The organism is Paenibacillus sp. J5C2022, assembly GCF_025567625.1.
Taxonomy (GTDB): Bacteria; Bacillota; Bacilli; order Paenibacillales; family Paenibacillaceae; genus Pristimantibacillus.
This window is the reverse complement of the sequence record NZ_JAOQJC010000008.1, coordinates 142,985-167,824: the sequence shown is the minus strand read 5'-3', so window position 1 is coordinate 167,824 and position 24,840 is coordinate 142,985. Positions and strand designations below refer to the sequence as shown.

General features: G+C 51.5%; 15 protein-coding genes. 14 read left to right on the top strand and 1 reads right to left on the bottom strand.

The features are described 5' to 3' along the window. Positions 1 to 647 precede the first annotated feature (647 nt). A complete protein-coding gene (locus M6D81_RS08935; protein ID WP_262676520.1) occupies positions 648 to 1,622 on the top strand; it encodes a MerR family transcriptional regulator in 975 nt (324 codons plus the stop codon). Here M6D81_RS08935 and M6D81_RS08930 read toward each other — a convergent pair. Then, positions 1,604 to 3,085, bottom strand: a complete 1,482-nt coding sequence (locus M6D81_RS08930; protein WP_262676519.1) for an alpha/beta hydrolase — start codon at positions 3,083 to 3,085, stop codon at positions 1,604 to 1,606. The two genes, M6D81_RS08935 and M6D81_RS08930, sit on opposite strands and share 19 nt — an antisense overlap. 253 nt (positions 3,086 to 3,338) lie before the next feature. Between M6D81_RS08930 and M6D81_RS08925 the strand changes: the two genes are divergently transcribed. The 13 genes from M6D81_RS08925 to M6D81_RS08865 all read left to right on the top strand — a co-directional run bounded on the left by M6D81_RS08925 (position 3,339) and on the right by M6D81_RS08865 (position 24,835). Next, positions 3,339 to 7,907, top strand: a complete 4,569-nt coding sequence (locus tag M6D81_RS08925) for a LuxR C-terminal-related transcriptional regulator (RefSeq protein ID WP_262676518.1) — start codon at positions 3,339 to 3,341, stop codon at positions 7,905 to 7,907. A gap of 315 nt (positions 7,908 to 8,222) precedes the next feature. Next, positions 8,223 to 8,915 carry a response regulator transcription factor gene (locus M6D81_RS08920; RefSeq protein WP_262676549.1) on the top strand — a complete coding sequence of 231 codons (693 nt, stop codon included), beginning with the start codon at positions 8,223 to 8,225 and terminating at the stop codon, positions 8,913 to 8,915. Continuing rightward, positions 8,915 to 10,303 (top strand): sensor histidine kinase, encoded by a 1,389-nt coding sequence (locus M6D81_RS08915; protein WP_262676517.1) that lies wholly within the window; start codon positions 8,915 to 8,917, stop codon positions 10,301 to 10,303. Before M6D81_RS08920 ends, M6D81_RS08915 begins: the two co-directional genes overlap by 1 nt. 105 nt (positions 10,304 to 10,408) lie before the next feature. After that, complete coding sequence (locus tag M6D81_RS08910; protein WP_262676516.1) at positions 10,409 to 11,749, top strand: Gfo/Idh/MocA family protein; 1,341 nt, start codon at positions 10,409 to 10,411, stop codon at positions 11,747 to 11,749. Continuing rightward, on the top strand, positions 11,719 to 11,856 hold the full coding sequence (locus tag M6D81_RS08905; protein WP_262676515.1) for a hypothetical protein: 138 nt from the start codon (positions 11,719 to 11,721) through the stop codon (positions 11,854 to 11,856). The genes M6D81_RS08910 and M6D81_RS08905 overlap by 31 nt, the downstream gene beginning before the upstream one ends. 160 nt (positions 11,857 to 12,016) lie before the next feature. Further along, positions 12,017 to 13,372 carry an ABC transporter substrate-binding protein gene (locus M6D81_RS08900; RefSeq protein WP_262676514.1) on the top strand — a complete coding sequence of 452 codons (1,356 nt, stop codon included), beginning with the start codon at positions 12,017 to 12,019 and terminating at the stop codon, positions 13,370 to 13,372. 25 nt (positions 13,373 to 13,397) lie between these two features. Then, complete coding sequence (locus M6D81_RS08895; RefSeq protein WP_262676513.1) at positions 13,398 to 14,516, top strand: ABC transporter ATP-binding protein; 1,119 nt, start codon at positions 13,398 to 13,400, stop codon at positions 14,514 to 14,516. Between the two features lie 58 nt (positions 14,517 to 14,574). Continuing rightward, on the top strand, positions 14,575 to 17,586 hold the full coding sequence (locus M6D81_RS08890) for an extracellular solute-binding protein (protein WP_262676512.1): 3,012 nt from the start codon (positions 14,575 to 14,577) through the stop codon (positions 17,584 to 17,586). Next, complete coding sequence (locus M6D81_RS08885) at positions 17,576 to 18,574, top strand: carbohydrate ABC transporter permease (RefSeq protein WP_410795707.1); 999 nt, start codon at positions 17,576 to 17,578, stop codon at positions 18,572 to 18,574. Before M6D81_RS08890 ends, M6D81_RS08885 begins: the two co-directional genes overlap by 11 nt. Position 18,575: 1 nt before the next feature. Beyond that, a complete protein-coding gene (locus tag M6D81_RS08880; protein ID WP_262676511.1) occupies positions 18,576 to 19,487 on the top strand; it encodes a carbohydrate ABC transporter permease in 912 nt (303 codons plus the stop codon). Between the two features lie 25 nt (positions 19,488 to 19,512). After that, on the top strand, positions 19,513 to 21,624 hold the full coding sequence (locus tag M6D81_RS08875; protein WP_262676510.1) for an NHL repeat-containing protein: 2,112 nt from the start codon (positions 19,513 to 19,515) through the stop codon (positions 21,622 to 21,624). Next, positions 21,621 to 23,963 carry a DUF5696 domain-containing protein gene (locus M6D81_RS08870; protein WP_262676509.1) on the top strand — a complete coding sequence of 781 codons (2,343 nt, stop codon included), beginning with the start codon at positions 21,621 to 21,623 and terminating at the stop codon, positions 23,961 to 23,963. Before M6D81_RS08875 ends, M6D81_RS08870 begins: the two co-directional genes overlap by 4 nt. After that, on the top strand, positions 23,960 to 24,835 hold the full coding sequence (locus M6D81_RS08865) for a carbohydrate ABC transporter permease (protein ID WP_262676508.1): 876 nt from the start codon (positions 23,960 to 23,962) through the stop codon (positions 24,833 to 24,835). The genes M6D81_RS08870 and M6D81_RS08865 overlap by 4 nt, the downstream gene beginning before the upstream one ends. Positions 24,836 to 24,840: the final 5 nt, after the last annotated feature.

Sequence of the window (24,840 nt, the reverse complement as noted above, 5' to 3'; positions counted from 1 at the left end):
ATGTAATCATCGATTTCTTTAGTTCAAATTATATAGATGGGAGGAAATAATATTAAATTTAATTATTTAAACCTTTCTACTGTTATTTCAATTATCGCTTACTTTGCTTTTTGCTCCGCTTTCCCTATACTAGTTCTTTTTTTTGTGGAGATAACATTGGTCTCTAGGATAATATTGATAATAATATTATTAATTCTTTTTTTGTTTCCTTTATTTATAATATTCAATAAACGCATCCTAATAAATGAGGAGGGTGTAATATTTCATTCTTTTTTTGAAAAAAGGGCAATGGAGTGGAGAGAAATAGAGGCTATATACATCGTAGATTATACTCCCTTTGCGGTTACTTCTAAACCTGCAACCTTTATTTGTTTCTCTACAACAAAACATTCGAATGGCACAAGGATATCTGCTTTATCAAAAGATTGTATATATATCAGGTACCGTAAAAAAGTGGAAAATTACTTACGACTATATTGGGATAAAGAAATTACGATATAAAATGTTACTTGCTCAAGTGAAAGCTTTGGGATATTCATCGGGTCCAACAGATGAATATCAGGTAAAACAAGCAAATTGAAAATCGTCATGCCTTTCGCTACAATTAATTCCAAACATCGTATGATTCCAACCGAAGGGGTGATTACTTGCGTAAAGATACCAAAACCATCGGCGAAGTGGCCAAGCTGCTAGGTACAACCGTTAAAACTGTCCGTTATTATGACGTCATCGCTCTATTGAAACCATCAAGCCACAGCGAAGGCGGACACCGGTTATATACGCCTGAAGATATTTCCCGTCTGCGGCTGATCACAACGCTGCGCTATCTGGACTTCGGCATTGACGAGATCCGCCAAGTAATGGACGGAGAGATTCCCTTCACTACAGCACTCAACTGGCAGATTGAAGCACTGGAGACCCAGGTCGGTACTCTGACCAATATGATTTCAATTTTGCGCCAAGCCAAAGAGCATGATTCAACAGGTACTTCTCTGCATTACTTGAATGAGCTGGTCGACTCTTTGTCCATGAATGCCGATAAGCGAAATCGGTTTATATTTGGCAAAATTGAAGAAATACAGGCGCTCAGTCAATTGCCGACGGAATGGCAGGATACCTTTTTATATTTGTTCAATAAATATATTATCAATGAAGTCAAAGTGACAGCTGGGCAATCCGTAGCTTGGAACGAACTGCAAGCGCTTATGAACGATCCGCAGTACCTGGAGGATCTTGTCCATTACGAACTGCCCTTTTTCAATATGGTCATGCATCCCCGCATTCCCGCTGCGTCTTGGATCAGAACGCTGGAGAAAATTCGCTTCCGGGTGGAAGCGGCCCTGCAACAAAAGTTATCAGCAGACAGCGCTGTTGTACAGACTATCGTTGAAGATTTTGTGATGATGTATGCGAGTCCGGAGCAATTCCGTGATAAAGCCGCCTTTTTCCGCGAATATGATCAATTTATGCTTCATGCTCCTACCGAACGAATGGAACGCTTCAATAAACTATGCTTGCTACTCAATCCCAAATGGGACGTCGTTGTAAGAGGCAACGCCTTGCTGATGCAAGGATTGCAGTGGAGGCTCAGGCAAGAGGATTCTCACTCCGCTCCTTGTTGAAGCGTATACTCCGGATGGTCTCCAAGGTTGCGGTCCAAATACTGCAAGGGCTCCCCTTTCAGATAATGATCGAAAAAATCAAGCGTGTACTCGTTAATCAGCTCATGCGTTCTGCGCACGTCCGCCCCTTCCATCCATTCAAACAAGGGGGTGAGCAGATACAGGTCCGAGAAACTCATATGTTTGCTGTTCTTAAATGTCATCCAATAATTCGCGCCGGCGGTTACCGGATCATACCGGGCAAACAGCTCATCATAGTAAGCTGCAATCTCTTCCCTGTCCGTCCCAAGTTCGGCAATCTCCGCATCGCCGGTGTGGTCAACCCCCTTTAATGTATCATCAGCACTCATGAGCAGAAAAGGCTTCTTCAAACCGTCCGCAGGAATCCGCTTTTCACCGTAAAGCACACCATCCATATTCAATCCCGCTTGTATTCTGGAATCGTCCAGCAGCATTTGCACCGTCGTGGCTCCCCCAAAAGAATGACCGAACATGCCCACATGTTCAAGATCGATCCGGCCGGTAAACAGACCGCCAGGGTCATTAGCAGACAAGGTCTCGATTTGGTCAAGCACAAACTTCGCATCTTCTACCCAGACTCGATTGCGCCCGTCCATAAAAGAATACTTCATTTGGTCATAACCCGTCTTACCTTCCGAATCAAACTTCACGACATGCTGGTCCGGAAAGACGGAAGCCACGCTGCTATAGGCATGTTCAATTCCGACGACAATATAGCCATGGCTTGCCAATTGCTCGATTTGAAACGTGTTCTGATTTTTGTAGCCCATAAATCCATGCGAGAACAAAAGCACAGGATATTTAGCTTCTGTATCCGCTAGCCCGGCATTCGCAATAGCATGAGTGTTGACCAGTTTCAACCCTGAGAATAAAAACTCCGGCAGCTGCAATAACTCATGCAGTCCTTCTATATACGGAGCAGGGTCAGACAAGTATGGGGCCGCTTTCCCCGTAGCTTCCGAACTTGCCGGATACCAGATTTGAACCATTAATTCGCGGGAATCACCGGACGCTTCTGTAAACTTTTCTTCCCGTGCAGCATCGGTCCAATGGTAGGTTACTGTTCCTATTGTGTAGGGGCCAGTGGGTTCCGCAAAAGAAAATACAGGGAACAGGAGCGGCAGAACAATGGCCACGGAAGCATAAACCGCCGCAACTCCCCTAAGAAGTACTGTCTTCCAACGCCGCCGCGGCGGCTTGCTTGATGGCTTTGCTGCGGATCGGAAGAAACTTTTTGCTCCTCCCGCAATTGCCCATAGTGTGATCAGATATACCGGAATCATTGGCCACCGTAGTCCTTCCACGAAAGCATGAACGACCAGCAATACAGCACCAATGCCACCGCCTATTAGCCACCCGCGCTGTGATTTGGGACGCACAAGAGTTAACCACCCTATCAACCATACATGAAATAAGACAAGCCCGATTTCAATCCATCTCATAATCTGTCATCCTCCTTGGTTTTCTCTTCCGGCTGCTGCCTGATTCCAAGCATATAACCTCCTTTTAGGGGAGATTCAACACCTGTCGTCCTTATCATAAGTCTGATAATACTCCAATTAATGTAAAATATATGAATAAGATATAGGACTAACCTATCTAGACTAGACGTACTATACGGATTACAATATATGTAATGGGCTTGTCAATCCATACTACGATTGGAGTACACGACCCGGGAAGGTGTGCATATTCATGGGCATCGAGAAGCGTCTGCAAGACTATGCAGCCCATTCATTTCTATCACTAGATCCATTTTTTGGATTATCTATTCTATTGGCTGAAATGGTTGATCATGAGCATCAACAGAATGTAGTAATTGGCTTCCTGAGCCCTGCCAATATTTATATTAGTAGAAACGGTCAAAGCGCACGATTAACCAGCAGTCCGGAACATAATGAGGCATACCGCTCTCCCGAGCAGTCGGGCAAAATTAATCGCGTGCCAGACGAACGAAGTGACTTGTATGCGTTAGGCGTCATCTTGTATGAGCTGCTGGCCAGGCAATTGCCGCTGCAACCGGAAGACGGAGAGGCATGGGATACTGTGCACATTTATCGGTCTCCCGCTTCGTTGGCGGATATTCACCCGGAAGCGGCGGGGATGCCGGAAGCTATTATCATGAAGCTGCTGGCCAAAGCTCCCGAAGATCGCTACCAAAGCGCCTATGGCTTGCTGGAAGATTTGCGAGAATGCGAGCGGATAGGACAGGAAGGCTGGCAGCAGCCTTTGTCGCTTGGACGACGGGATCGGCTTCGTTCATTGCAATTAGCGGATTCATGGCATGGACATCGCGCTGCTATGGAACAACTGACAAGCGGGCTGGAGCAGGCGATACAAGGCGGGCAAGCGAATCGGTGGGTGATCGGAGCCGCTGGCATGGGGAAGACAACGCTCGTACATCGGCTGCAATGGAAGGTTGTGCGATGCGGAGGCTGGTTTATAGAAGGAAGCGGCACGATGCGTCCCGCCCAACAACATGGAACGGCGCAGTCAATGGTCATGCGCCAGCCGGCTATGCAGGCAGCGTCCATATACGAGCCGGTGCTGCAAGCTTTACGGCAAGGAATTGAGCAATTATGGAGCGAGCCGGCGGAGGTTGTCGCCCTGCTGCAGACCAGATTGCAAGCCGCGTATAATCGAGATGAAGCCTATGCCATGGCATCGTTATTGCCTGAAGCTGCTCCATTGTTGGGTGTACGTTCAACAGGGGCCGAAACGGACCTTGTTACGGAGGCGAGCCATAGCGCAACGGATGCGCAGTCTACGGGGCCGTCGGCATATGACGAATTAGCTGGCAATGGAGTTGCAACAGCTGGCAATGATGGCGCAGCGGCAGATGACTCTCATGTCGCGCCGTTGCTGGCGGAACTGATCCGCTGTCTGGCGGCAAGCAAGCCGCCGCTAGTTCTGTTCGTTGACGCTCTAGAACAGAGTGACACAGGTACGCATGAGGTGCTCAGGCTGCTGACAACGGGGGTGGAAATCCCCGGCTTGCTGCTGATTGGAGCCTGTCGGGCAGAGATCGGGCACGACAATGAGCCGTTATTCGATGAGGGATTCCCATGCAGCTGGTTATCGGATAGATGGGATACGCAACCGCTGGAATGGGTGGCGTTGCCGCCGCTAGGCTATGAGGAGTTTAGGCAAGCGATGGCTGACGCCATGTCTGAAGCGCCAGCCCGCTTAAGCCTGCTTGCTCAAGCGATACATGAACGTACTGCCGGCAATCCGCAAGCTGTTCATTCCTTGCTGGAGATGTGGCTACAGGACGAACGGATTACTTTTGACGAGCAGCGTCACCGCTGGGTATGGGATCAGGAATTGATCGGGCATATGAACGATTCGGAGCTTCAGCGGCAGCTTATAGAGGAGAGTTTTGCGGAGCTTTCCAGGGAGACGAAGAGCTTGCTCGCTATTGCGGCTGTTATCGGCCTGACCTTTCAGCCTTCGTTCCTGGTGCAAGTGTGCGGATGGAGGCTGGAACAAGTCATATCCATGCTGCACGAAGCGGAAGCGCAGGGAATTGTGTTTGCGGAAGGCGAGATTCAGTCTGGCCATGCTGAAGACAGCCGTTACTCGTTCCAGAGCAATGTTGTCCATCAAGCAATGTATTCCGCCGGCGGGCAGCACAATGCACATTGGCATCGGCAGATCGGACTGATGCTGCAGCGGCGGCAAGGGACGGAAGTGCTTGGGATCGAAGCAAGAGCCGCTATTCCCTGGGATGCGATTGATCATTTGAATTTGGCGACAGAAGCGATGAGCGCACATGAAGTGCTCCCGTTGGCCGAAAGCAACCTGAATGCGGGAAGACAGGCGACTATGGACGGCCGGTTTGCCAAGGCCAAGCAATATGTGGAAGCCGGACTGAAGCTGATGAAGCGGCAAGAAATCTCTGGAACGCAAGCCCGTTCACTTTATGTGCAATTCATGCTTGTTTTGGCATGGGCGGAATATATGATGGGCAACATGGAGCAGGCGCTGAAGTTGTTGCATGACCTGAAAGAACAGGGGCGCGAGCTGGATAAAGCGGATCGCACACAAATCTGGGCGGCGCTGATTCGGTTTCATACGACAAAAGATAATAAAGCGGCGATTCAATATGGCAAAGAAGCTTTGACGGAATATGATTGGAAGCTGAATGAGCAGCCAGCGAAGTTATCTCTTCTTAAAGAAGTGGCGCATACTCGGCTAATGCTGTACCAGTATCGCAACAAAATCGAGCATATGCCGATTAACCGCGATGGAGAGTATGCGGCGTTGTGCGGGCTGATGGAGCAGCTTTTTTTCTCATTGTTGATCAGCAATGCGGAGGCATTCATTGAGCTATATGCCCGATTCATTCGTTATGGCCTGCGTAAAGGCATGAATGAAGTGCTGGCTTGCATAATTGGCAGCTATGAGCAAATATTGTGCAGGGTCATACCCCATTACACGCCGGCGATTCCATTCACCGCGTTGGCATCGCTTCAGCACCTGGATGGGATTAGACCGTCGTTCGTACATCAGATCGAGTTTATCGGCGCATTGTCGAAGCAAATGAACGATCCGCGGGAAGCAAGCGTTCATATCGTCAAATCGATGCGGCGCGGATTGGAACTAAACGACAATGATTTCGCCAATTTGGCCATGCTTACGTTCCTCGTCACTTACAGCGGGGATGTACAGGCGTTATGGCATGTATTGGATTTTTATGACTCGCATATGAGAAGAGTAACAAGCGATACGCTGCTGCAACTGGTCGAAGCCACGAGAAGGTATGCACAGGCATTGCAGGATGAATCCGATCTGCGCCGGTTCATTGCCATCCCTGAGCCGGATCGTAGAGATTCAGCGTTGAACGATGAGGACAACTATAGCTGCGGCTGCAAGCTGGAGACCGCATTCTTGTCCGGATACTACCGGGAAGCGTTATATTGGGCGGAACGAGGCAGGGAAACCGAACTGAAGGCGGATTGGATCAGAACTCGCAAGCAGCGTTTCTATGAAATGTTGACGCTGGCAGCCTTGTATCCGGAGAGGAGCGCAGCGGAACAGAAACGAATTGGCAAAGAGCTGCGCGGGCAATTGGACAAGATGAAGGGATGGAAAGGGTATCTGGGATACAACTCCGCTGCGTATTTGTTGCTGATGGCGGAATGGAAACGAATAACAGCTCCTCCGATGGACGCTCTAACCGAGTATATGGCGGCAATCAAGCAAGCGCGGCATGAACAGTATGGATTAATGGAGGGCATCGCGTGCGAACGATTGGCGCTATGTTATCGGCACGATCTGGTTAGCCGCTCCGGGGCGATGATTGCGATGATGGATGCATGCACCGCGTATTCCTTATGGGGGATTTCGTTGAAAGCAACCCAGATCCGAGAGCAGCATCCCGACTTGCTGCGCCCCATGTCCAGACTATATGGCGATTACATATTGGAAGGCAAGCCGGCGGATGAGCATGCGCTGTCGCTGTTGCCCGGTCAAGACATTGTGGAGGAAATGCAGACGTCGGCAGGTGCAGGCCAGGAAGGGCGGAACGCCGAGCCGGTATGGCAAATTATCGATGAGATAGGCAAGCTGGAGCAGCACAATTGGAAGGAGAGCTTGTTGGAGGCGACATTGCGGCAATCAGGCGCCGATCGGGCGATTGTATTGCGCAACACCGAAGACGGCTTTAAGCTTGAAGCGCAATTGGACATGACCGCGCAACAGGCATCAGATCGATTATCGGCGCGTCCATACGCGGACAGCGTGCTGCGTCACACGGCGGTGACGAATAAAGCGATCGTGCTTGACGACGTTTTGCAAAGTTATTTTTTGAAGGATGCCTATATTCAGGCGCGGCGTCCCCGATCCATCTTATGCATGCCGATTGCGATCCCGGGAGAGCAGTCAGTCGTGTTGCTTTATATGGAGAATGGCAGTATTCCGGGCGTGTTCACAGAGCAGGATATAAAAATAGTGGAGCTGATTGCAGCCCGAGTTATTTATGGCATGTTGCTTGAAAAAAAGGCACAGGAAACGCCAGATGAAGCGGCTGCGGCAATCGAACAGCAGCCCGAGCAGCAGATATTGATAGAGCCATTGACCGGACGCGAACTGGAGATTCTGGCGGCGCTTGCGGAAGGGCTGTCGAATCGGGATATTGCGGAACGGTTCGGCATTGCGGAAACAACGGTGAAGACACATGCGACCCGGATATTCGGCAAACTGGGGGTAAAGCGGCGAGGGCAAGCGGTAGCCAAAGCCAAGGCGATGCAATTGTTCGACTAAATCTTGTAGAAGAATAGGAAGAAGCGAAGCGATACGCCTCGCTTCTTTTTCTACGACGACTTCATGAACTAACAGGATTTTTCTGCATTTTGTCGAATACATAAGCATTTAACAGGAGTGTCCTCATATGCTGTCGAAATCGTTGGATGGTGTTATTTATGTTAGGGTCACTCCGGATATGATAGCGCTTACAGGTGGTGTAAGCAAATGCTGCAGCCGGATGGCTTGATCGTTTCATTGCATGATTCCGAGACTTCGGGGAATGCAAGATGACGGTCAGAACAATCTACGAACGGAGTGATGAAGTTGAACATCATGATTGTGGAAGATGAGAGCGAAATCAGCGATGTGTTGAAATCTTACTTTGTTAATGAAGGGTGGAGCGTGGTTTCATGCAGGGACGGCAAGGAAGCGGTTCAACTAGCCGTAGAGCAGAAGTTTGATCTTGTGATTCTGGACTTGATGCTCCCGGGGTTGTCCGGAGAGGAAGTATGCCGGGCTCTACGGGAACGGTCGAATGTGCCGATTATTATGTTGACATCCAAAGTGAACGAATCCGATATGGTGGCCGGTTTAAACTTGGGTGCCGATGATTATATAACGAAGCCATTCCGGATGAAGGAGCTTATCGCCCGTATTTATGCCATTCAGCGTCGAATGAATATGCTGACCAATGAAAACGATGCAACGATTACGTTCAACAAAAGGAAAATGATCGTGAATTTTGAAGCGAAAGAAGTATTCGTCGATAAAAGACCGGCGAACTTGACGTTTACGGAATTCAAGCTGTTGAGTTTTCTCATCAAGAGACCGGGCAAAACATTTAAAAGAAGCGATCTTGCCTATGAGGTACTAGGCTATCGGTTTTTAGGGGATGGACGGACATTGGATATGCATATCAAAAATATTCGCAAAAAAATTGAGGAGGATCCCCGAAATCCAACCTATATCGTGACCAAGGTAGGAGAGGGGTACCGTTTCGGCTTTCAGAAAGACGAGGACAATTGATGGCCAATCGCTTTCGGATGAAGACGCAGACGCTTCTGTTCAGTACTCTATTTGGCGTCTTAGCGGTACTGCTGCTTGTTATTTATTGGCTTCTGAATACGGAGTGGGAACGAATAGCACCCGAATACAAAATCAAACTTTTAGAGGATCAAAGCCAGAAAATGGCTTATATGATGCGGACACAAATTACGCAAGGTCCCTTTACATCCGAGGAAGCGATCTGGCTCGATAACGTATCGAAGCTGTATTCGGCTTCGCTGCGGTTTACGGCGGATAATCGAACGGAGGTCTGGTATGACTCGGAGAATAGAGGCGTGTCTTCGGCTGAATATAGCCCAGCCCGCTTCGAAATTCCGTATATTGTGGACGGGAAGCTCATCGGCTATTTACATGTTTCCTATGAGTTGGACGACAATCATTTTTTCCCCGATTTGACCGAGATGGAAAATAAGCTGAAGAAGAGGTGGACAGCAGGGTTGTATGTACTGTTGGCCCTGCTTTTTGTTGTCAGCTACGGCTTGTCCAGGAGACTGGCCCGCCCGCTCCGGGATTGCAGTGAAATGGCCGAGAGAATGGCAAGTGAACAGTGGGAAACGACGCTTCCTGAGAAGGGAACCGCTGAGATGGCGAGGATTTCACATGCTTTTAATACTTTGCTTGCGGAATTTAATCTTCAGGAGCAATGGAGGAGGCAAATGCTGCAGGATGTGTCTCACGAGCTGCGGACACCGCTTACTACTGTGTTGTCCCGACTGGAGGCGATGATCGACGGTATCTATCCGTTGACCGAGCCTCATCTGCAGCGTATTTTTGCCGATATCGACCGCCTTTCGCGTCTTGTCGCGGATGTAGGCAAGCTGAGCGAGGCGGACGGCGCGCGCTTCAAAATGAATGTCGAACGGGTCGATCTCATTGAGGTGATCAAGTCGATTCAGGAAAGCATTGCGGTTCTCGTGAAGGAAAAGGAGATTACTTGCAAGCTGAATTACCCGTTTGTGCCCTGCTTTGCGAATGTCGACCAGGACCGGATCATTCAGGTGCTTTTTAATGTCATTTCAAATGCGATCAAGTATACAGCCCCCGGGGGAGAAATCGAACTCGGCTTATACTCGGAAGAGAACGAAACGATTATTTATTGCACAGACAGCGGCATCGGGATTGCGAAGGAGGATATTCCGTTTGTATTCAACCGCTTTTATCGGACGGACAAGTCTCGATCCCGGGACAATGGTGGACTTGGGGTTGGCTTAAGCATAGCCAAGGCGCTAGTTGAGGCGCATGACGGCGTGATTACTGTAGAAAGCGAGTCAGGAAAAGGCTCGACCTTTACGATTCGTCTACCGGTGAAAACCGAGTTACTGGAAGAGGGGGAACGGCAATCGGGATAAGTCGACGAGGGGAGCCAGCTCGCATGGCCCCTTCTTTGGCGTTTACTTCATATTTACCGCACATTTACACTCTGTTTACAACAGATTCGGTAAGATGGGGCTAGAGTGAATAACGATATTTTGGAAGGGGACCAGGTGAAAGATATGAACGAATTGGAAATGCGTCAGCCTTTGAGAGCGGTTATTGTCGGGGCGGGCAATCGAAGCGTGACGTACGCCTCCTATGCGTTGTCGCATCCCGATCGGCTGCAGATTGTCGCTGTTGTCGATCCGGATGAGCATCGCCGAGCCCGCTTGTCGGAGCTGCATCGCGTGCCGCCTGAACGGTGTTTTGTGGATCTGGACGATTTGTTGGCAGCGGGAGATATAGCCGAAGTGGCGATCAACGGCACGATGGATGAGTTTCATGTGCAAACAAGCATTCCGCTGCTTGCTGCCGGCTACGATGTGCTGTTGGAAAAGCCAATCGGGATATCGAAGGAGGAGGTAATGGAACTATTGTCAGCAGCCCGAGCTCATAGCCGTAAAGTGATGATTTGCCACGTGCTGCGGTATGCGCCATTCTATGCGGAAATTCGCAAACGAATTGCAGAAGGAGAGGTTGGCGATATTCTCAATATTCAGACCGGGGAGCATGTGAGCTATCATCATATGTCTGCTGCTTTCGTTCGCGGAAAGTGGAGCAACAAGGAAGCATGCGGCTCCTCGATGCTGATGGCGAAATGCTGTCATGACATGGATTTGATTACATGGCTGAAAAGCGGCGTGCCTCCGGTACGGGTCACGAGTAGCGGAGGCATTGGTTTTTTTCGCAGCGACAAAGCGCCGATCGGCTCCGGAACGCGCTGTGTGACGGATTGCCGCATCGAGGCGGATTGCGTCTATTCAGCGAAAAAGCATTATGTGGAGCAAAACATGTGGGGCGTCTATGTATGGAGATCGATTGAGCATCTCGGCCCATCGCTTACGGTGGAGCAGAAGCTGGAATCGCTTCGTACGGACAATCCGTATGGACGTTGTGTGTGGAAATGCGATAACGATGCGGTCGATCATCAGTCGGTGGTGATCGAATTTGCCGACGGTTCGACGGCGACGCATAATCTGATTGGCAATACGGCAAGGCCATGCCGGACGATTCATATTATCGGCACAAAAGGTGAAATTAGCGGCGTCATGGAAGATGGCTTCTTTACAGTGCGCCGACCCGATCCGCGGCCCGGACATGAATATTCGGAAGAGCAGGTGCAGTTGAACGTATCCATGGACATGCATGGCGGCGGCGATTTACGGCTTATAGAAGATTTCATCAGCTATCACAGGGGCGAAGCGCCCTCCTTGTCGACCACATCGCTGGAAGACTCGATCCATGGGCATCTGGTCGGATTCGGCGCGGATCTGGCAATGGAGCAAGGAAGATGGATTGCAATCGAAAGCCTGTTAGCCTGAACAAGGTGTCTGTAGAATTCGGAGCCAATGAGATGGCCAAGCTGATCGTCCAGGGAATCCGCGAAGCGAAGCTGCCGTTGATGGATACCTTGAAGAACATGGACTGAGCTCCGAATGGGTCAGGTTCAACATCGAGTGGGCGATGTGCGCTTACATCATATTTACGACCTGTTTACACTATCTTTACAGCATTTCTAGTACGATGAAAGTAGTTTGGTAGCGCTTACTAAATGTATAGAACGATTCAAGAAAAGGGAGGACTTTGAAATGTGGGTCAAAAGAAATCGGTTTGTCATGTTGTTGGCGTTGATTTTGTCCATCTTGGCCTTAGCGGCTTGTTCATCCAATGAACCAACGAACGAGCCAGCTGACGAGAAGCCGGCTGTGAATACGGGCACTGCGACTCCGAGCACACCGGAGCCGATTACTCCGCAGGAGCCGGTCACGATTACAATCGCCTGGCCGTGGGGCGAACCGGAATATGAAGCGCGTTTCGGCGGAATTGCCGAGAAGCTGAAGGACAGCATTACGATTAACATGATCCAGGCGCAAGGGACGAAAGAAAACTTGCAGGAGCTGTTTGCGGCCAAGACGGTGCCGGATATCATCTTTGCCAATCACGGGCTGCAGCCGCTGGAGGAACTGGATACGCTCATGCCGATTGATGACCTGATGGCGAAGCACGGCTTCGATTTAGCCCGCATTAATCCGTTCCAGTTGGCTTACGTCCGTTCCATCGATACGAAAAATAGACTGGTCGGTCTTCCGGATGGCGGAGGATTTGCGACATTCTTCTATAACAAAGACATTTTCGACCTGTTCGGCGTGCCGTATCCGGATCCGAAAAAGCCGATGACATGGGATGAGATGCTGGATATAGCTCAGCGAATGACGGCGACTCGCGGCGGAAAGACGTATGTCGGCTTCGAGTTCACCTCAGGGCCCTATGCTCCTCTGGATGAGTTCCCGGCCAACGCGACGGATCCCGACACCGGGGAGCTGCGCTTGACGAAGGACCCGGCGTTCACGAAGTATTTTGAACTGCTGAAACGATATTACAGCATTCCCGGCATCAAGGAAGCGTACGGAACGGATATGTTCATGGCCGGGAGCGGGGCGATGACGATTCGCTGGAACGCATTCATGAAAAGCGACTGGAAGGAAAACGAATCGTTCAAAAACAGCATCGATATTTTGCCGATGCCCGTATGGCCGGAGCAGCCCAACTTAAGCCCGGTCGCCTCTACGACGGCGATAACAATCAACAAGTACAGCGAGCAGCACGATGCGGCCTTCCAAGTGCTGGCCGAATATTATTCGGAGGAAAACCAGATCCGGATGATTCGTCCGGCGCACGCGTATCCTTCCGTATCCGACATGGAGATCGTCAAGCAATGGGCAGCCGATGTTCCGGGCTATCAGGGGAAAAACATGGAGGCGATCTTCGAAGTGGAGCGTCCGTCGTATCAGCCGCGCAAAAGCCCGTGGGATGCGTATATCGGAATGCCGCAAGCGCTTGAGAAGTTTATGATGTCCGATATGGATGTCGTAAAGTTTCTGCGGGAGTGGGAGGAAGAAGCTGCCGGCAAGGTGAAGGACGCGATGGACAAATATAAGCAATAGTGACACCGCCTAGGGAGGGAACCTGTTGGCCAGAATATTGTTCAATCATGTTTATAAACGATACGGAAAATACAAGGAGACAGCCGTTAACGATTTTTGTTTATCCGTAGAGGACAGCGAGTTTCTCGTCTTCGTAGGTCCCTCCGGCTGCGGGAAATCAACGACGCTGCGCATGCTGGCCGGTCTGGAGGATATATCCCAGGGGGAAATCTACATAGGCGACACGATCGTCAACGATTATCCGCCGAAAGACCGGGATATTTCGATGGTTTTTCAAAACTATGCGCTGTATCCGAATATGACTGTCTTTGAAAATATCGCGTTTGGATTGCGGCTGCGCAAGCTACCCAAGCATGAGATTGAGCTGGCCGTGAAGCATGCGGCCCGCGTGCTGGAAATCGAAGCTCTCCTCCATCGCAAGCCGCAGGAAATATCCGGCGGACAGCGGCAGCGCGTTGCCCTCGGCCGGGCAATTGTCCGAACGCCTCAAGCGTTTTTGATGGATGAGCCGTTGTCCAATCTCGATGCGAGACTTCGTCTGCAAATGCGAACGGAAATTATTGCCTTGCATAAAAAAATCGGGGTGACGACGATTTATGTCACCCACGATCAGGTTGAAGCGATGACGATGGGAGATCGGGTTGTGGTCATGAACCGGGGTGTCATTCAGCAGGTTGATACCCCGGAGGTCGTCTATAACCGGCCGGTCAACATGTTCGTAGCCAACTTTATCGGCAATCCGCCGATGAACTTTATTACCGGCAAGCTGCATGAGAATGGTGGGGTGCTGGAATTTCATAGCTCTCGCTTCGCGCTGCAGTTGACTGACAAGCAAGCTTCTCAATTAAAAGAAAGCAAGCTGGTCGACCGTTCTGTCGTGCTTGGCATTCGTCCCGAGCATATCAGCTTCGAGGAGATCGTGCTCCAGGCATACCCGCATTCGGTTATTTCCGGCCAGCTTGCCTTTAACGAGTTCATCGGGTCGGATCGCTACTACCATATGGGGATTGGCATGGAGCAGCATCTTGTGGCGCGCGCGCACCCGCGATACCAGTTCGAGGATGGCATGAAGGTAACGGTTGCTCTGGATATGCCGAAAGCGTTGTTTTTCCACAAAGATACGGAGATGTTGTTAACAGACTGATTGAGAACGAGCATGATGGGAAACAGGGCGCTTGTATGCATGCTCAGGAGGGGGAACGATGACAGGAAGAAGACGACGAGGGCTTGTAGGAGCGATTGCTGTGGCGATGTTCGCCGCCGTTCTGGTTGGTGCTTCGGGCTCCTCGCAGCTTGCGGCAAGCGGTGAGGCGACGAACGCGGATGCAACTTCTTCGACCGACGATCGCATCTCGCAGCGACAACAGTCGGCAGGCAGTCGGCAGGAGCCGTATTATTTGGAAAGGGTAGCGCAATGGCAGGAGGCGGGTGTGGCGCCGGGCGGCAAGGAATTGCGGCTCGATGCCATCTCGTTCGCGCGCCAATCGGCCGATGCCGAAGCGACACCCGGCGATTACGAGGGAGAAAGCGACGTTCTGTTGTGGCCCGCAGAGAGGGGCTGGGTGGAGTATGATCTCCATGTGGAGGAAGCGGGATTATACGAAATTTCGGTGGAGTACGCTCCGTTCCGTCAGCAGGATGGCGGCAGCCATCAGCCGGTCATCTGGGGCGTAAGCCTGAATGGCGAGTACCCGTATCGTGAGGCTGCCTCTATTGCATTGGAGCGGGCTTTTCGCGACGGGCCGGTTCGATTCGACGAGAACGGCAACCAGATTCGCTCGTTGATTGAAGAAGCGGCGGGCTGGCGAAGCAAGACGTTGACAGATTCGCGAGGCGCTTATGCGCGTCCGCTGCTTTGGCATTTGACTAAGGGAGATAATACGGTTCGCATCGAAGCTTTGCAGCAGCCTGTTGCCATTCGTGCGATAGTGGCCGCGCCGCCTGCGATGCTGCCTTCCTATAGCGAAGTGAGAGCCGGATACGGTGGTGCGGTTCCGGCGCGGGTCGACGAGAGTGTTGTCATGGAGGCAGAAGCGTTCAGCGTCAAAAATACGACAAGCATTCAGACCGGTTACAATAGGGATCCGTTAACAACGCCGCGGTCGCTGACATCGAGAGTATTTAATACTGTAGGCGGTGTGACCTGGGCCAAGGGAGGGCAAGCCGTTACATGGGAATTCGATATTCCCGAGGAAGGGCTGTACCAGATCGGCTTTCGTGCCTATCAGGGACTTCGCAAAAACTTGACCAGCTTCCGGACGATTTCAATCGATGGTCAAATTCCTTTCAAAGAGCTCTCTGTCTATCCGTTTGCCTACAGCTCGGGATGGAAGGGAGAGATTTTGAGCGATTCGGAGCATGGCTCATATCAGTTTTTATTGGGGAAGGGAAAACATTCCATTACCCTGGAGACGACCTACGAGCCCTATATGCCGATCCTTATAGACATCGACCGCATGTCGGAAGAACTGAGGCAGATCGCTTGGGAAATTCGTGTGGCGACGGGAAACCGCGAAGACAAGCTGCGTGTATGGAATATCGAGCAGGATATGCCCGGAATGACGGAGCGCCTGGCCCGACTGCAGGTTGAGTTCGAAGGGCTGTCGGAGCGAATGGTCTCGATTAATAACGCGACGGACAACGTATCGCAGTCATTCAAGTCGAGTGCCAAAGATCTTGAGGAGCTGCTGCGGCACCCGAATGAAATCCCATATGGTCAGCTGATGATCGGCATGATTCAGGAAAAGCTGGAGGCGCAGCGTGTGGAGCTAATGACGAGTCCGCTTGAGCTGGATAAGCTGTTCATCGTGCCGGCAGGAACGCACTTGCCAAGAACGAAAGCAACGTTCTTCCAGAAGCTGAAGGGATCGCTGCAGTCGTTGATGTATTCGTTCTCGGATCAAAATCAGTACAGCAAGCAGCGGGAGGATCAACTGAACGTATGGATGCTGTGGGGCCGGGATTATGTGGACGAACTGCAGCAGCTGGCTGACGAGAAGTTTACGCCGCAATACGGCATCAAGGTTCATGTCAATCTCATTCAGTCCAGCGATCTTCTTGTTCTTGGCAAATCAGCGGGTATTTTGCCGGATATCGCCTTGGGCATTCCGGAAAGCATGCCTTTCGACATGGCATTGCGCAATGCGGCCTTCGACTTGTCCACGATGCCGGGCGCCCAGGAGCTGCTGAACCGTTATCACCCCGGTGCGCTGCGACCCTATTATTACGCCGGAGGTTATTATGGACTGCCGGAGACGACCAATTTCAAAGTGTTGTTTTACCGCAAAGATATTTTGGACGATCTTGGACTGAACGTGCCGGATACTTGGGATGACGTGTATGCGATGATGCCGGTGCTTCATCAGAATGAATACAACTTTTACGTCGATCCAGTGGACTTTACGTACATGTTTTTCCAGAATGGAGTTGAGCTATATACGCCGGACGGATTGTCCACCGATCTGAACAAGCCGGAGGCGTTCGACGCTTTCAAGAAGTGGACGGATTTGTTCAATGTGTATGGCATGGAGCGTCAAGTACAGAGCTTCTACAACCAATTCAGGAGAGGAATGATGCCTGTGGGCATCGCCGACTTTAACATGTATATGCAGCTGCTCGTTGCGGCTCCGGAAATATTGAATGCTTGGGGAATTGCCCCGGTTCCGGGAACGGTACAGCAGGACGGCGCGCTGGAGCGCTGGACCGGAACGACGAGCAATAGCATGATGCTCTTCAACGATACACCGGAAGAAAAGCGAATGCTCGCTTGGCAATTTTTGCAATGGTATGCGTCCGAGGAGATCCAGACGGAATACGGGATGAACATGGAGCAGTACCGGGGAGAAGCGTTTCGCTGGAATTCGGCCAATGTGCGGGCTTTCGCCAGCATGCCGTGGAAGAAGGAGGATCTGCAGGTCATTCTCGACCAGTGGAGGTGGATTAAAGAAATTCCGAGCGTTCCCGGCGGTTATATGAGTGCGCGAGAATTGGTGTTCGCCTGGAACCGTTCCACGATTACCGATGAGTTGTCCGGCGGCGCCGGTTTGGAGAGTCCGCGCATTTCGCTGGAGAAGGGCATTCGGGAAATCGATCGGGAGCTTGCTCGAAAGCTGCGTGAATTCGGCTTTATTGATGAACATGGCAACACGTTAAAGACGCTCGATCTACCGCAAATTACAGAGCCGTGGAAAGGGGCGGACATCGATGTCGAGTAGTGTAACTAACCGTTCGCCGGCGGCTGCGGTGCGGCGCATTCGGGATGGAAGCCGGAATGTCCGGGTGAAGCTGGGCGCCAGATTCAGGCTCATATTGGCAAGCATGTGGAAATATCGGCTGTCTTATTTGTTTGTCATGCCCTTTTTGCTGCTTTTTTTCATCTTTATTTTAATCCCGGTTTTATTCGGCATCTTGCTCAGCTTCACCGACTTCAACGCAATGGAGTTTCCAAGATGGGTCGGCTGGGACAATTATCAAAATTTATTGTCGCAGGACACGGTCTTCTTGCAGCACGTGCTGCCGAACACGTTCACCTTCGCCTTGTTCGTCGGCCCGCTCGGCTACGTGTGCGCTTTTCTGTTGGCCGCCGCGATCGCCCAGATGCCGCGTCTTCCCCGGACCGGATTTGCATTGGCGATGTATGCGCCATCTCTGACGACTGGTATTGCCATGGTTGTCGTGTGGCAAGTGATGTTTACGGGAGATAGGACCGGTTACATCAACAGCTTTTTGTTAAAGTGGGGCTTCATTCAGCAGCCGATTTTTTTCGTGCTTGACCCGAACTGGCTGCTTCCGGTCATGATTGTCGTCTCGATCTGGGCGAGCATGGGGATCGGCTTTCTCGCTATACTGGCAGGCATTCTGAACGTCGACAGGCAACTTATCGAAGCGGGCCGAATTGACGGTATCGCCAACAAGCTGCAGGAGCTTTGGTATATTACGATTCCGTCGATGAAACCGCAGCTGCTGTTTGCCGCGGTCATGTCGATCGTTCATACGCTGAAAACTGGCGGGATCGGCACGCAGCTGTCGGGAACCAATCCGACGCCCAATTATGCGGGTCAGCTTATGATCAATCATATCGAGGATTATGCGTTCATCCGCTTTGAGATGGGATACGCCAGCGCCATCTCCGTCGTCTTGCTTTTGCTGATGTATATGTTGAGCAGGCTGTTCACCAGCCTGTTCGGTTCCAAGGAGGGGTAGCATGCAAGCCTGGGTGAAACCGTCGGTCCGGCGGTTGTATTGGAAACAAAAAACGTGGAGAAACGGCCTGAGAAGCTTAAGCCCGGCCGGCTGGCTGCTAGTCGTCCTGCTGCTGCTTCTGACGGTGTTTATGCTGCTTCCGCTTGTGTATATATTTAACCATGCCTTCAAGCCGCTGCATGAATTGCTGCTGTTCCCTCCGACTTTCATCGTCAGGGATCCGACCTTTGGCAATTTCATCGAGCTGCTTTCCATGACGAAAAGCACGTTCGTTCCGGTTTCCAGATATGTGTTCAACAGTGTAGTAGTCACCGGCTTGACGACGATCGGCATGGTCGCAACGGGGGCGTTGTGCGCCTATCCGTTATCGAAGCACCCCTTTCCTGGAGCCAAGCTTATATTCGGCACGATCGTCATTTCTCTGCTCTTTGTGAGCGAGATTTTGGCGATTCCGCGCTATGTCATCGTGCAAAGCCTCGGCATTATGAATACGTTCTGGGGACATATTTTGCCCCTGCTGGCGCTTCCGGTCGGCGTGTTTTTGTTAAAGCAGTTCATGGATCAAATCCCGAACGAGCTGCTGGAAGCGGCGAAGATCGACGGGGCCAACGAAGCGCGTATATTTGTGCAAATCGTCTTGCCCGTTGTGAGCCCGGCCATGGCGACGGTGACCATACTGGCGTTTCAGACGGCCTGGTCCAATGTGGAAACCTCAAATCTGTTCATGCAGGACGATTCGATGAAAACACTGCCGTTTTATTTAAGCACGTTGAATTCCAATCTGGCGAATCTTGTCGCGAGGCAGGGAGCGGTTGCCGTCGGCTCCTTGATTATGTTTTTGCCATCTTTGCTCATTTTCCTCATCTACCAGCGGAAAGTGATAGCCACCATGGTGCATTCCGGAATCAAATAAGGCACAGTTGTCAGGAGGTTCGCATGTGAGGAAGCTGCATTTCAAATGGCTGGCCGTCACGATTACCATCGCATGCCTATTATTGTCAGGGAGAGCGACCGTCTGGGCCGAGGAGCCTTATCGCACGTATACGCAGGATAGCTACAACCGGCTCGTTCCGACTCAGCCGGCATATCGATCGGCCGGTCTTATGGCTCAGAACATCTATGTAAACGATGATGAGGGCGCAAGCGTGTATTCACCGCTGAAACGGCCACAGGATCTGTTCATCGACAAGCTGGACGAAATTTATATTGCCGATACGGAAAACAACCGGATTGTGCATCTGGATGCGAAAGGCGATTTGCTGCGCGCCCTGACAGTCCCGGACAGTCCGCTGAACCGCCCGCAGGGGGTATTTGTAACCGATAACGGCGATCTCTATATCGCGGATACAGGAAATCGAAGAGTCGTTCGGCTGGACAAGGAAGGACGGCTCCTTCACGAATATACAAAACCGGAATCTCGACTTGTTCCCGATACATTCGTTTACGAACCGTCCAAGGTGTCGGTGGACAAAAGAGGCTTTATATACGTCGTTCCCCGAGGCAGCTATCAAGGCATTGTACAATTCGATCCGGAAGGGAAGTTTTACGGTTTCTTCGGCACAAACTGGACGGAAGCGACGCTGATGGATCGATTGAAACGAATGATCTTTACCCAGGAGCAGTTAAGCAGACAGGTCCGGCTGCTGCCGGCGGCCATCGGCAACCTGTTTATCGATGAGCAAAGCTACCTCTATACCGTGTCCGTATCCGAAACGGAGCAGATCAAGAAGCTGAATATTCGCGGTGATAACTTATGGAGGGCGCTTAGCTTCGGCGGCGGTTTTATCCATACGGATACCCCAGACGCTACGATGACAGATACGCTTCAATTTGCGGATATTACGGTTGATCGGAGCGGCGCTATGACGGCGATCGAAAAAACGGAAAATGTCATTTACCAGTATGATGCGAGCGGAAAGCTGCTGTTCTTCTGGTCGGGACCGGCGACGGCCGGCATGCCTCGCGTCGGACTGCAGCAAAGTCCGGTATCGATCGCAACGAATTCAAAGAACGAGCTGTTTGTTCTGGACGACAGTCTGAACGGCATTCAAAAGTTTACCCCCACCCCTTTTGGCGAGCGAGTGTATCGGGCCTTCGGGTTGATGCACGAAGGGAAGTACAGCGACAGTGTGCCGGAATGGCAGGAAATCATTCGGCTTAACGCTCACTTTACTCCCGCCTACCACGGCTTGGCGGATGCCGCCTACTATGCCGGGGATTATCGGGAGGCGCTGCGGCTGTATCGTGTGGCGGGCAGCGGCGAGGGTTATTCGGATGCATTTTGGCAGCTGCGGCTGCAATGGTTTCAGAACCATTTTTCATTTGTGGCCACATGGGTTCTTGTGCTGGCCGTTGCCTGGATGCTGGCAACAAGACTGCAGTTGTCCTGGTGGCGGGGACGCGCTGCGCATCGGGGGATTGACTGGAGCCGGTATCGCCTGATCGGACAGCTGCGACACGGCTTCACGATATTGCGCTCTCCCATCGACGGTTTCGGCGATCTTCGTTACTTGAACAAGGGCGGGTACCAGAGCGCTGCCCTATTGCTTCTGCTGTCGGTATTGAGCACGCTTGGAAGCATTTATGTGACAAGCTTCTCGTTCGATCCGGTGTCGCCGGGAAGCCGGAATGGCGGGACGGTCGTGCTTGTCGGTGCGGGAACTTGGCTTTCCTGGATCGTATGCAATTACTTGATCGGATCGATCCGGCACGGGGAGGCGCGGTTTAAGGATGTATTCGTCGGCGGAGCCTATGCGTTGTTTCCACTGCTCCTGTTCAGCCTGCCGCTCGCCCTCGCTTCCAATGGGATGACACTCAGCGAGGCGCCGATTTACGGCTTCTTGCAATCGGCGATCTACGTATGGTGCGGCTTGCTCTATTTCTGGAACATTCAGGCGCTGCAAAATTATACGGTAGGCGAAGCGGTCGTCAACGTGCTGTTGACCGCATTTGCGACCGTCATACTGTGGGTGCTTCTGTTCATACTCGCTGGCTTGTTCTCGGAATTCGCAGGCTTCATCCAAACGATTTATTTGGAGGTATCGATGTGAAACGATTTATTCGCGCCAAATGGCTCTCTGTCATCTTGTTCCCTTCGATTATCGGCCTGCTCGTTTATACCGGATTTCATTTTTCGGCGTCGATTCCCGGCTCGCCTTCCACAGAGCCGGGAACCGGGATGCCGATTCAGGCAACGGAAGCGTCGGCGGCTGCTGCGGCAAGCAGCGCAGAGGCGGGCTTGGCCAACGGATTCCCCGACGAAAGCTTGTTTGTATTGGTGGCGGAGAACGAAAAGCTGGAGTTGAGGTTCAGTCCGGAAACCGGTCATTTCATAGTAAAGGACAAGAGCGCGGGGCGAGTGTGGAGATCGTTTCCCAATCCGGAGCAATGGAATGAAGAAGAGAATTCAAATGCCTGGAACGTCCATTTGCGCTCCCCCATCATGTTCAGGTATGTCGAATTCAATGTGCGCCAAGATTTGCTGAAGGAATCCAATTTTATCGAGCAGCGCGGGACGGTGGCAAGCTTCGAACGGCTGGAGGACGGTGTCCGATTCAAGCTCGAGATGCCGGACATCGGATTCGTTGTTCCGATCGAAGTAAGGCTGCGTGACGACTTCGTGGAAGCGACCGTCCGGGACGAGGGGCTGATCGACGGGAAGGAGCCGTTGCAGCCGGGTGAAGCAGCGGGGAGGGAGCCCGGCGCCAGACTGGCTTCGATTCGTCCATATCCGTTCTTCGGAGCGGCCACCTCGATCGATCCGGAAGGATATGTGTTTATTCCGGACGGCTCCGGGGCGCTTATTCGGTTTCGGAGCGATCGGGAGCCGAACTCCGGACTTTACGAGGGGATCGTATACGGCGACGATTGGGCCTACAGCAGCAACAGCTCCTTACCGGTTCGCTTGCCTGTGACGATGCCGGTGTTTGGTATCAAATCGGACAATCAAGCGATGATCGGCATTATTCGGGAAGGCGCCGAATATGCGACTATTTTGGCTGCGCCTTCGAAATCGTTTAATCAGTACAACTGGGTGACGCCGGAGTTCCAGATCAGACAGAAATACAGGCAGCCGACCAACACAAGCAAAACGGAAGGCATTCTCGTATACAGCGATGAGCGAATCCGTTCCGATCTGTCGACACGTTATTACTTGATCGATTCGCCGGAGCCCGAATATGCCGATATGGCTTCCCGCTTTCGCACGTACTTAGTCGAAGAGACGGGCGTTAGAACCGGCCGACTGTCAGGATCAATACCGCTTCATCTAAGCTTGCTGGGGGCGGATACGGAGAGCGGATTTCTGCTTGATTCGTACTTGCCGCTGACGACGACGGATGAAGCGAAGCGGATGATCGGCGATTTGAACAGTCTCGGCATCGACGCGATGTCGATCGTGTACGAGGGCTGGCAAAGGAACGGGTACAGCAGCTATGGAGGACCGTTCCCGGTCGATTCCCGCATTGGCGGCCGGGACGGGATGAAAGCGTTCATCGACTACGCCCACTCCAAGCAAATTCCCGTGTACCTGAATGCGGAGCATTACTCGTTCAACAATACGGGGCGCGGTGGGTTCCGCAAAAGCCGGGACGGGCTGCGGGATCGGGGTCAATCGTTGATCGAATATCGCATATGGAACAGCGACGACCGGCTGACGTTTGCCAGTCCGCTGTTTGTGGAAGCAAGCGTCTCGGACGATTTGGCCAAGGCCCAGGCGATAAACGCTGACGGCTATTTATTCGGCGCTGCAATCGGTTCGTTTGTAAACAGCGACTTTAATGAACGCTATCCGGTAACCCGTGTGGAGTCGCGGAGCAGTCAGGAGCGGATATTGCAACAGACGAAGAATAGGCTGGGCAACGTGCAGATCACCCGCGGCAATATGTATACCTGGGCATATGCCGGGCATGTGCAACTGAACGGTGCGGAGTATTCCCGCGATATTTTCGTAGACGAAACGGTGCCATTTATACAAATGGCACTGCATGGACTGTTGTCCTATTCGCTGGACTATGCCAACCAGAGCGACGATTATCGAACCCACTTCCTCAAAGGGATCGAATACGGAGCGGAACCGTCATTTATCGTATCGTACGCCCCGACCCGGGAATTGGTCGATACCTATTCTTTAAATCGGTTTTACAGTACGGATTACCGGGATTGGGCCACCTCGATGGTCATCCAGTATCAGCAATTTAACGAGGCTTTGGGCGATGTGCGCGATCAGTATATTTCCGGACACCGCAAGCTGGCCGAGGGCGTGTATGAAACGACTTATGCGAACGGGAAGCAGATTATCGTCAATTACAATGATACGATGTATTCGACAAGCCGGGTTACGGTAAACGCCAAAGATTTTGTGGTGCTGAAAGGGGGAAATCGAGCATGAAGAAACGGAAATTCATGAAAGCTGCCACGATGCGCAAGCTGGAAGGACTGCTTTTTATCTCGCCGTGGTTGGTTGGATTTGCCGTTTTTCTAGGATTTCCGCTTTTGTTTTCCCTGTATATGAGCTTTCACAATTTAAGAGTGCTTCCCAACCGGATGGTTTACGAGTTTGTCGGACTGCAGCATTACAATTCGATCATTTTTGAAAGCTCGGCACTTTATGACGAACTTCTTCCGTTCTTCCGCGAAGAACTTATCGTCATTCCGATCATTCTTGTGTTTTCGCTGCTCATTGCCATCTTGTTGAATCAAAACTTGCCGGGACGTTTTGTTTTCCGCGCGATCTTCTTCCTTCCGGTCATTTTTTCATCGGGCTATGTATTGACCGAGTTAGTCAACCAGGGGGAAGGCGGCCTCGGCTTTCTGGAAAGGGTCGAGCTTGGACAATATTTGGATACCATGCTCGGCGACAGCGCGTGGGCGGCTCCGGTCAAAGGCGTGTTGGATCGTTTCGTGCTGGTGCTCTGGTATTCCGGCGTACAGATTCTCATTTTCCTTGCCGGACGACAAACGGTGTCCAAATCGGCGTATGAATCGGCTCGGATTGACGGGGCTTCGCCGTGGGATGTTTTTTGGAAAATTACGCTGCCCGCGATGTCGCCGTTTATTTTGCTTAACCTGATCTATACGGTTGTAGACATGTTCACATACCCGTTCAACCCGATTATCCATATGATCGGACTGAATCAAGGCGAATACGGGTTTAACAGCGCGCTGGCCTGGATCTATTTCCTGTTGATCATTACGAGCCTCGGTCTCGTTGTGTTCCTGTACGGCAAGACGAGCAAGATCCGTGACTTAAGAAGAAGGTAAGGGGA

Bases quoted from the DNA above. Each gene is read 5' to 3' on its own strand.
- M6D81_RS08920 (WP_262676549.1), top strand. From the start codon at position 8,223: ATGATTGTGGAAGATGAGAGCGAAATCAGCGATGTGTTGAAATCTTAC.
- M6D81_RS08880 (WP_262676511.1), top strand. From the start codon at position 18,576: ATGCAAGCCTGGGTGAAACCGTCGGTCCGGCGGTTGTATTGGAAACAA.
- M6D81_RS08905 (WP_262676515.1), top strand. From the start codon at position 11,719: ATGGATTGCAATCGAAAGCCTGTTAGCCTGAACAAGGTGTCTGTAGAA.
- M6D81_RS08930 (WP_262676519.1), bottom strand. From the start codon at position 3,085: ATGAGATGGATTGAAATCGGGCTTGTCTTATTTCATGTATGGTTGATA.
- M6D81_RS08865 (WP_262676508.1), top strand. From the start codon at position 23,960: ATGAAGAAACGGAAATTCATGAAAGCTGCCACGATGCGCAAGCTGGAA.
- M6D81_RS08885 (WP_410795707.1), top strand. From the start codon at position 17,576: ATGTCGAGTAGTGTAACTAACCGTTCGCCGGCGGCTGCGGTGCGGCGC.
- M6D81_RS08890 (WP_262676512.1), top strand. From the start codon at position 14,575: ATGACAGGAAGAAGACGACGAGGGCTTGTAGGAGCGATTGCTGTGGCG.
- M6D81_RS08925 (WP_262676518.1), top strand. From the start codon at position 3,339: ATGGGCATCGAGAAGCGTCTGCAAGACTATGCAGCCCATTCATTTCTA.
- M6D81_RS08915 (WP_262676517.1), top strand. From the start codon at position 8,915: ATGGCCAATCGCTTTCGGATGAAGACGCAGACGCTTCTGTTCAGTACT.
- M6D81_RS08900 (WP_262676514.1), top strand. From the start codon at position 12,017: ATGTGGGTCAAAAGAAATCGGTTTGTCATGTTGTTGGCGTTGATTTTG.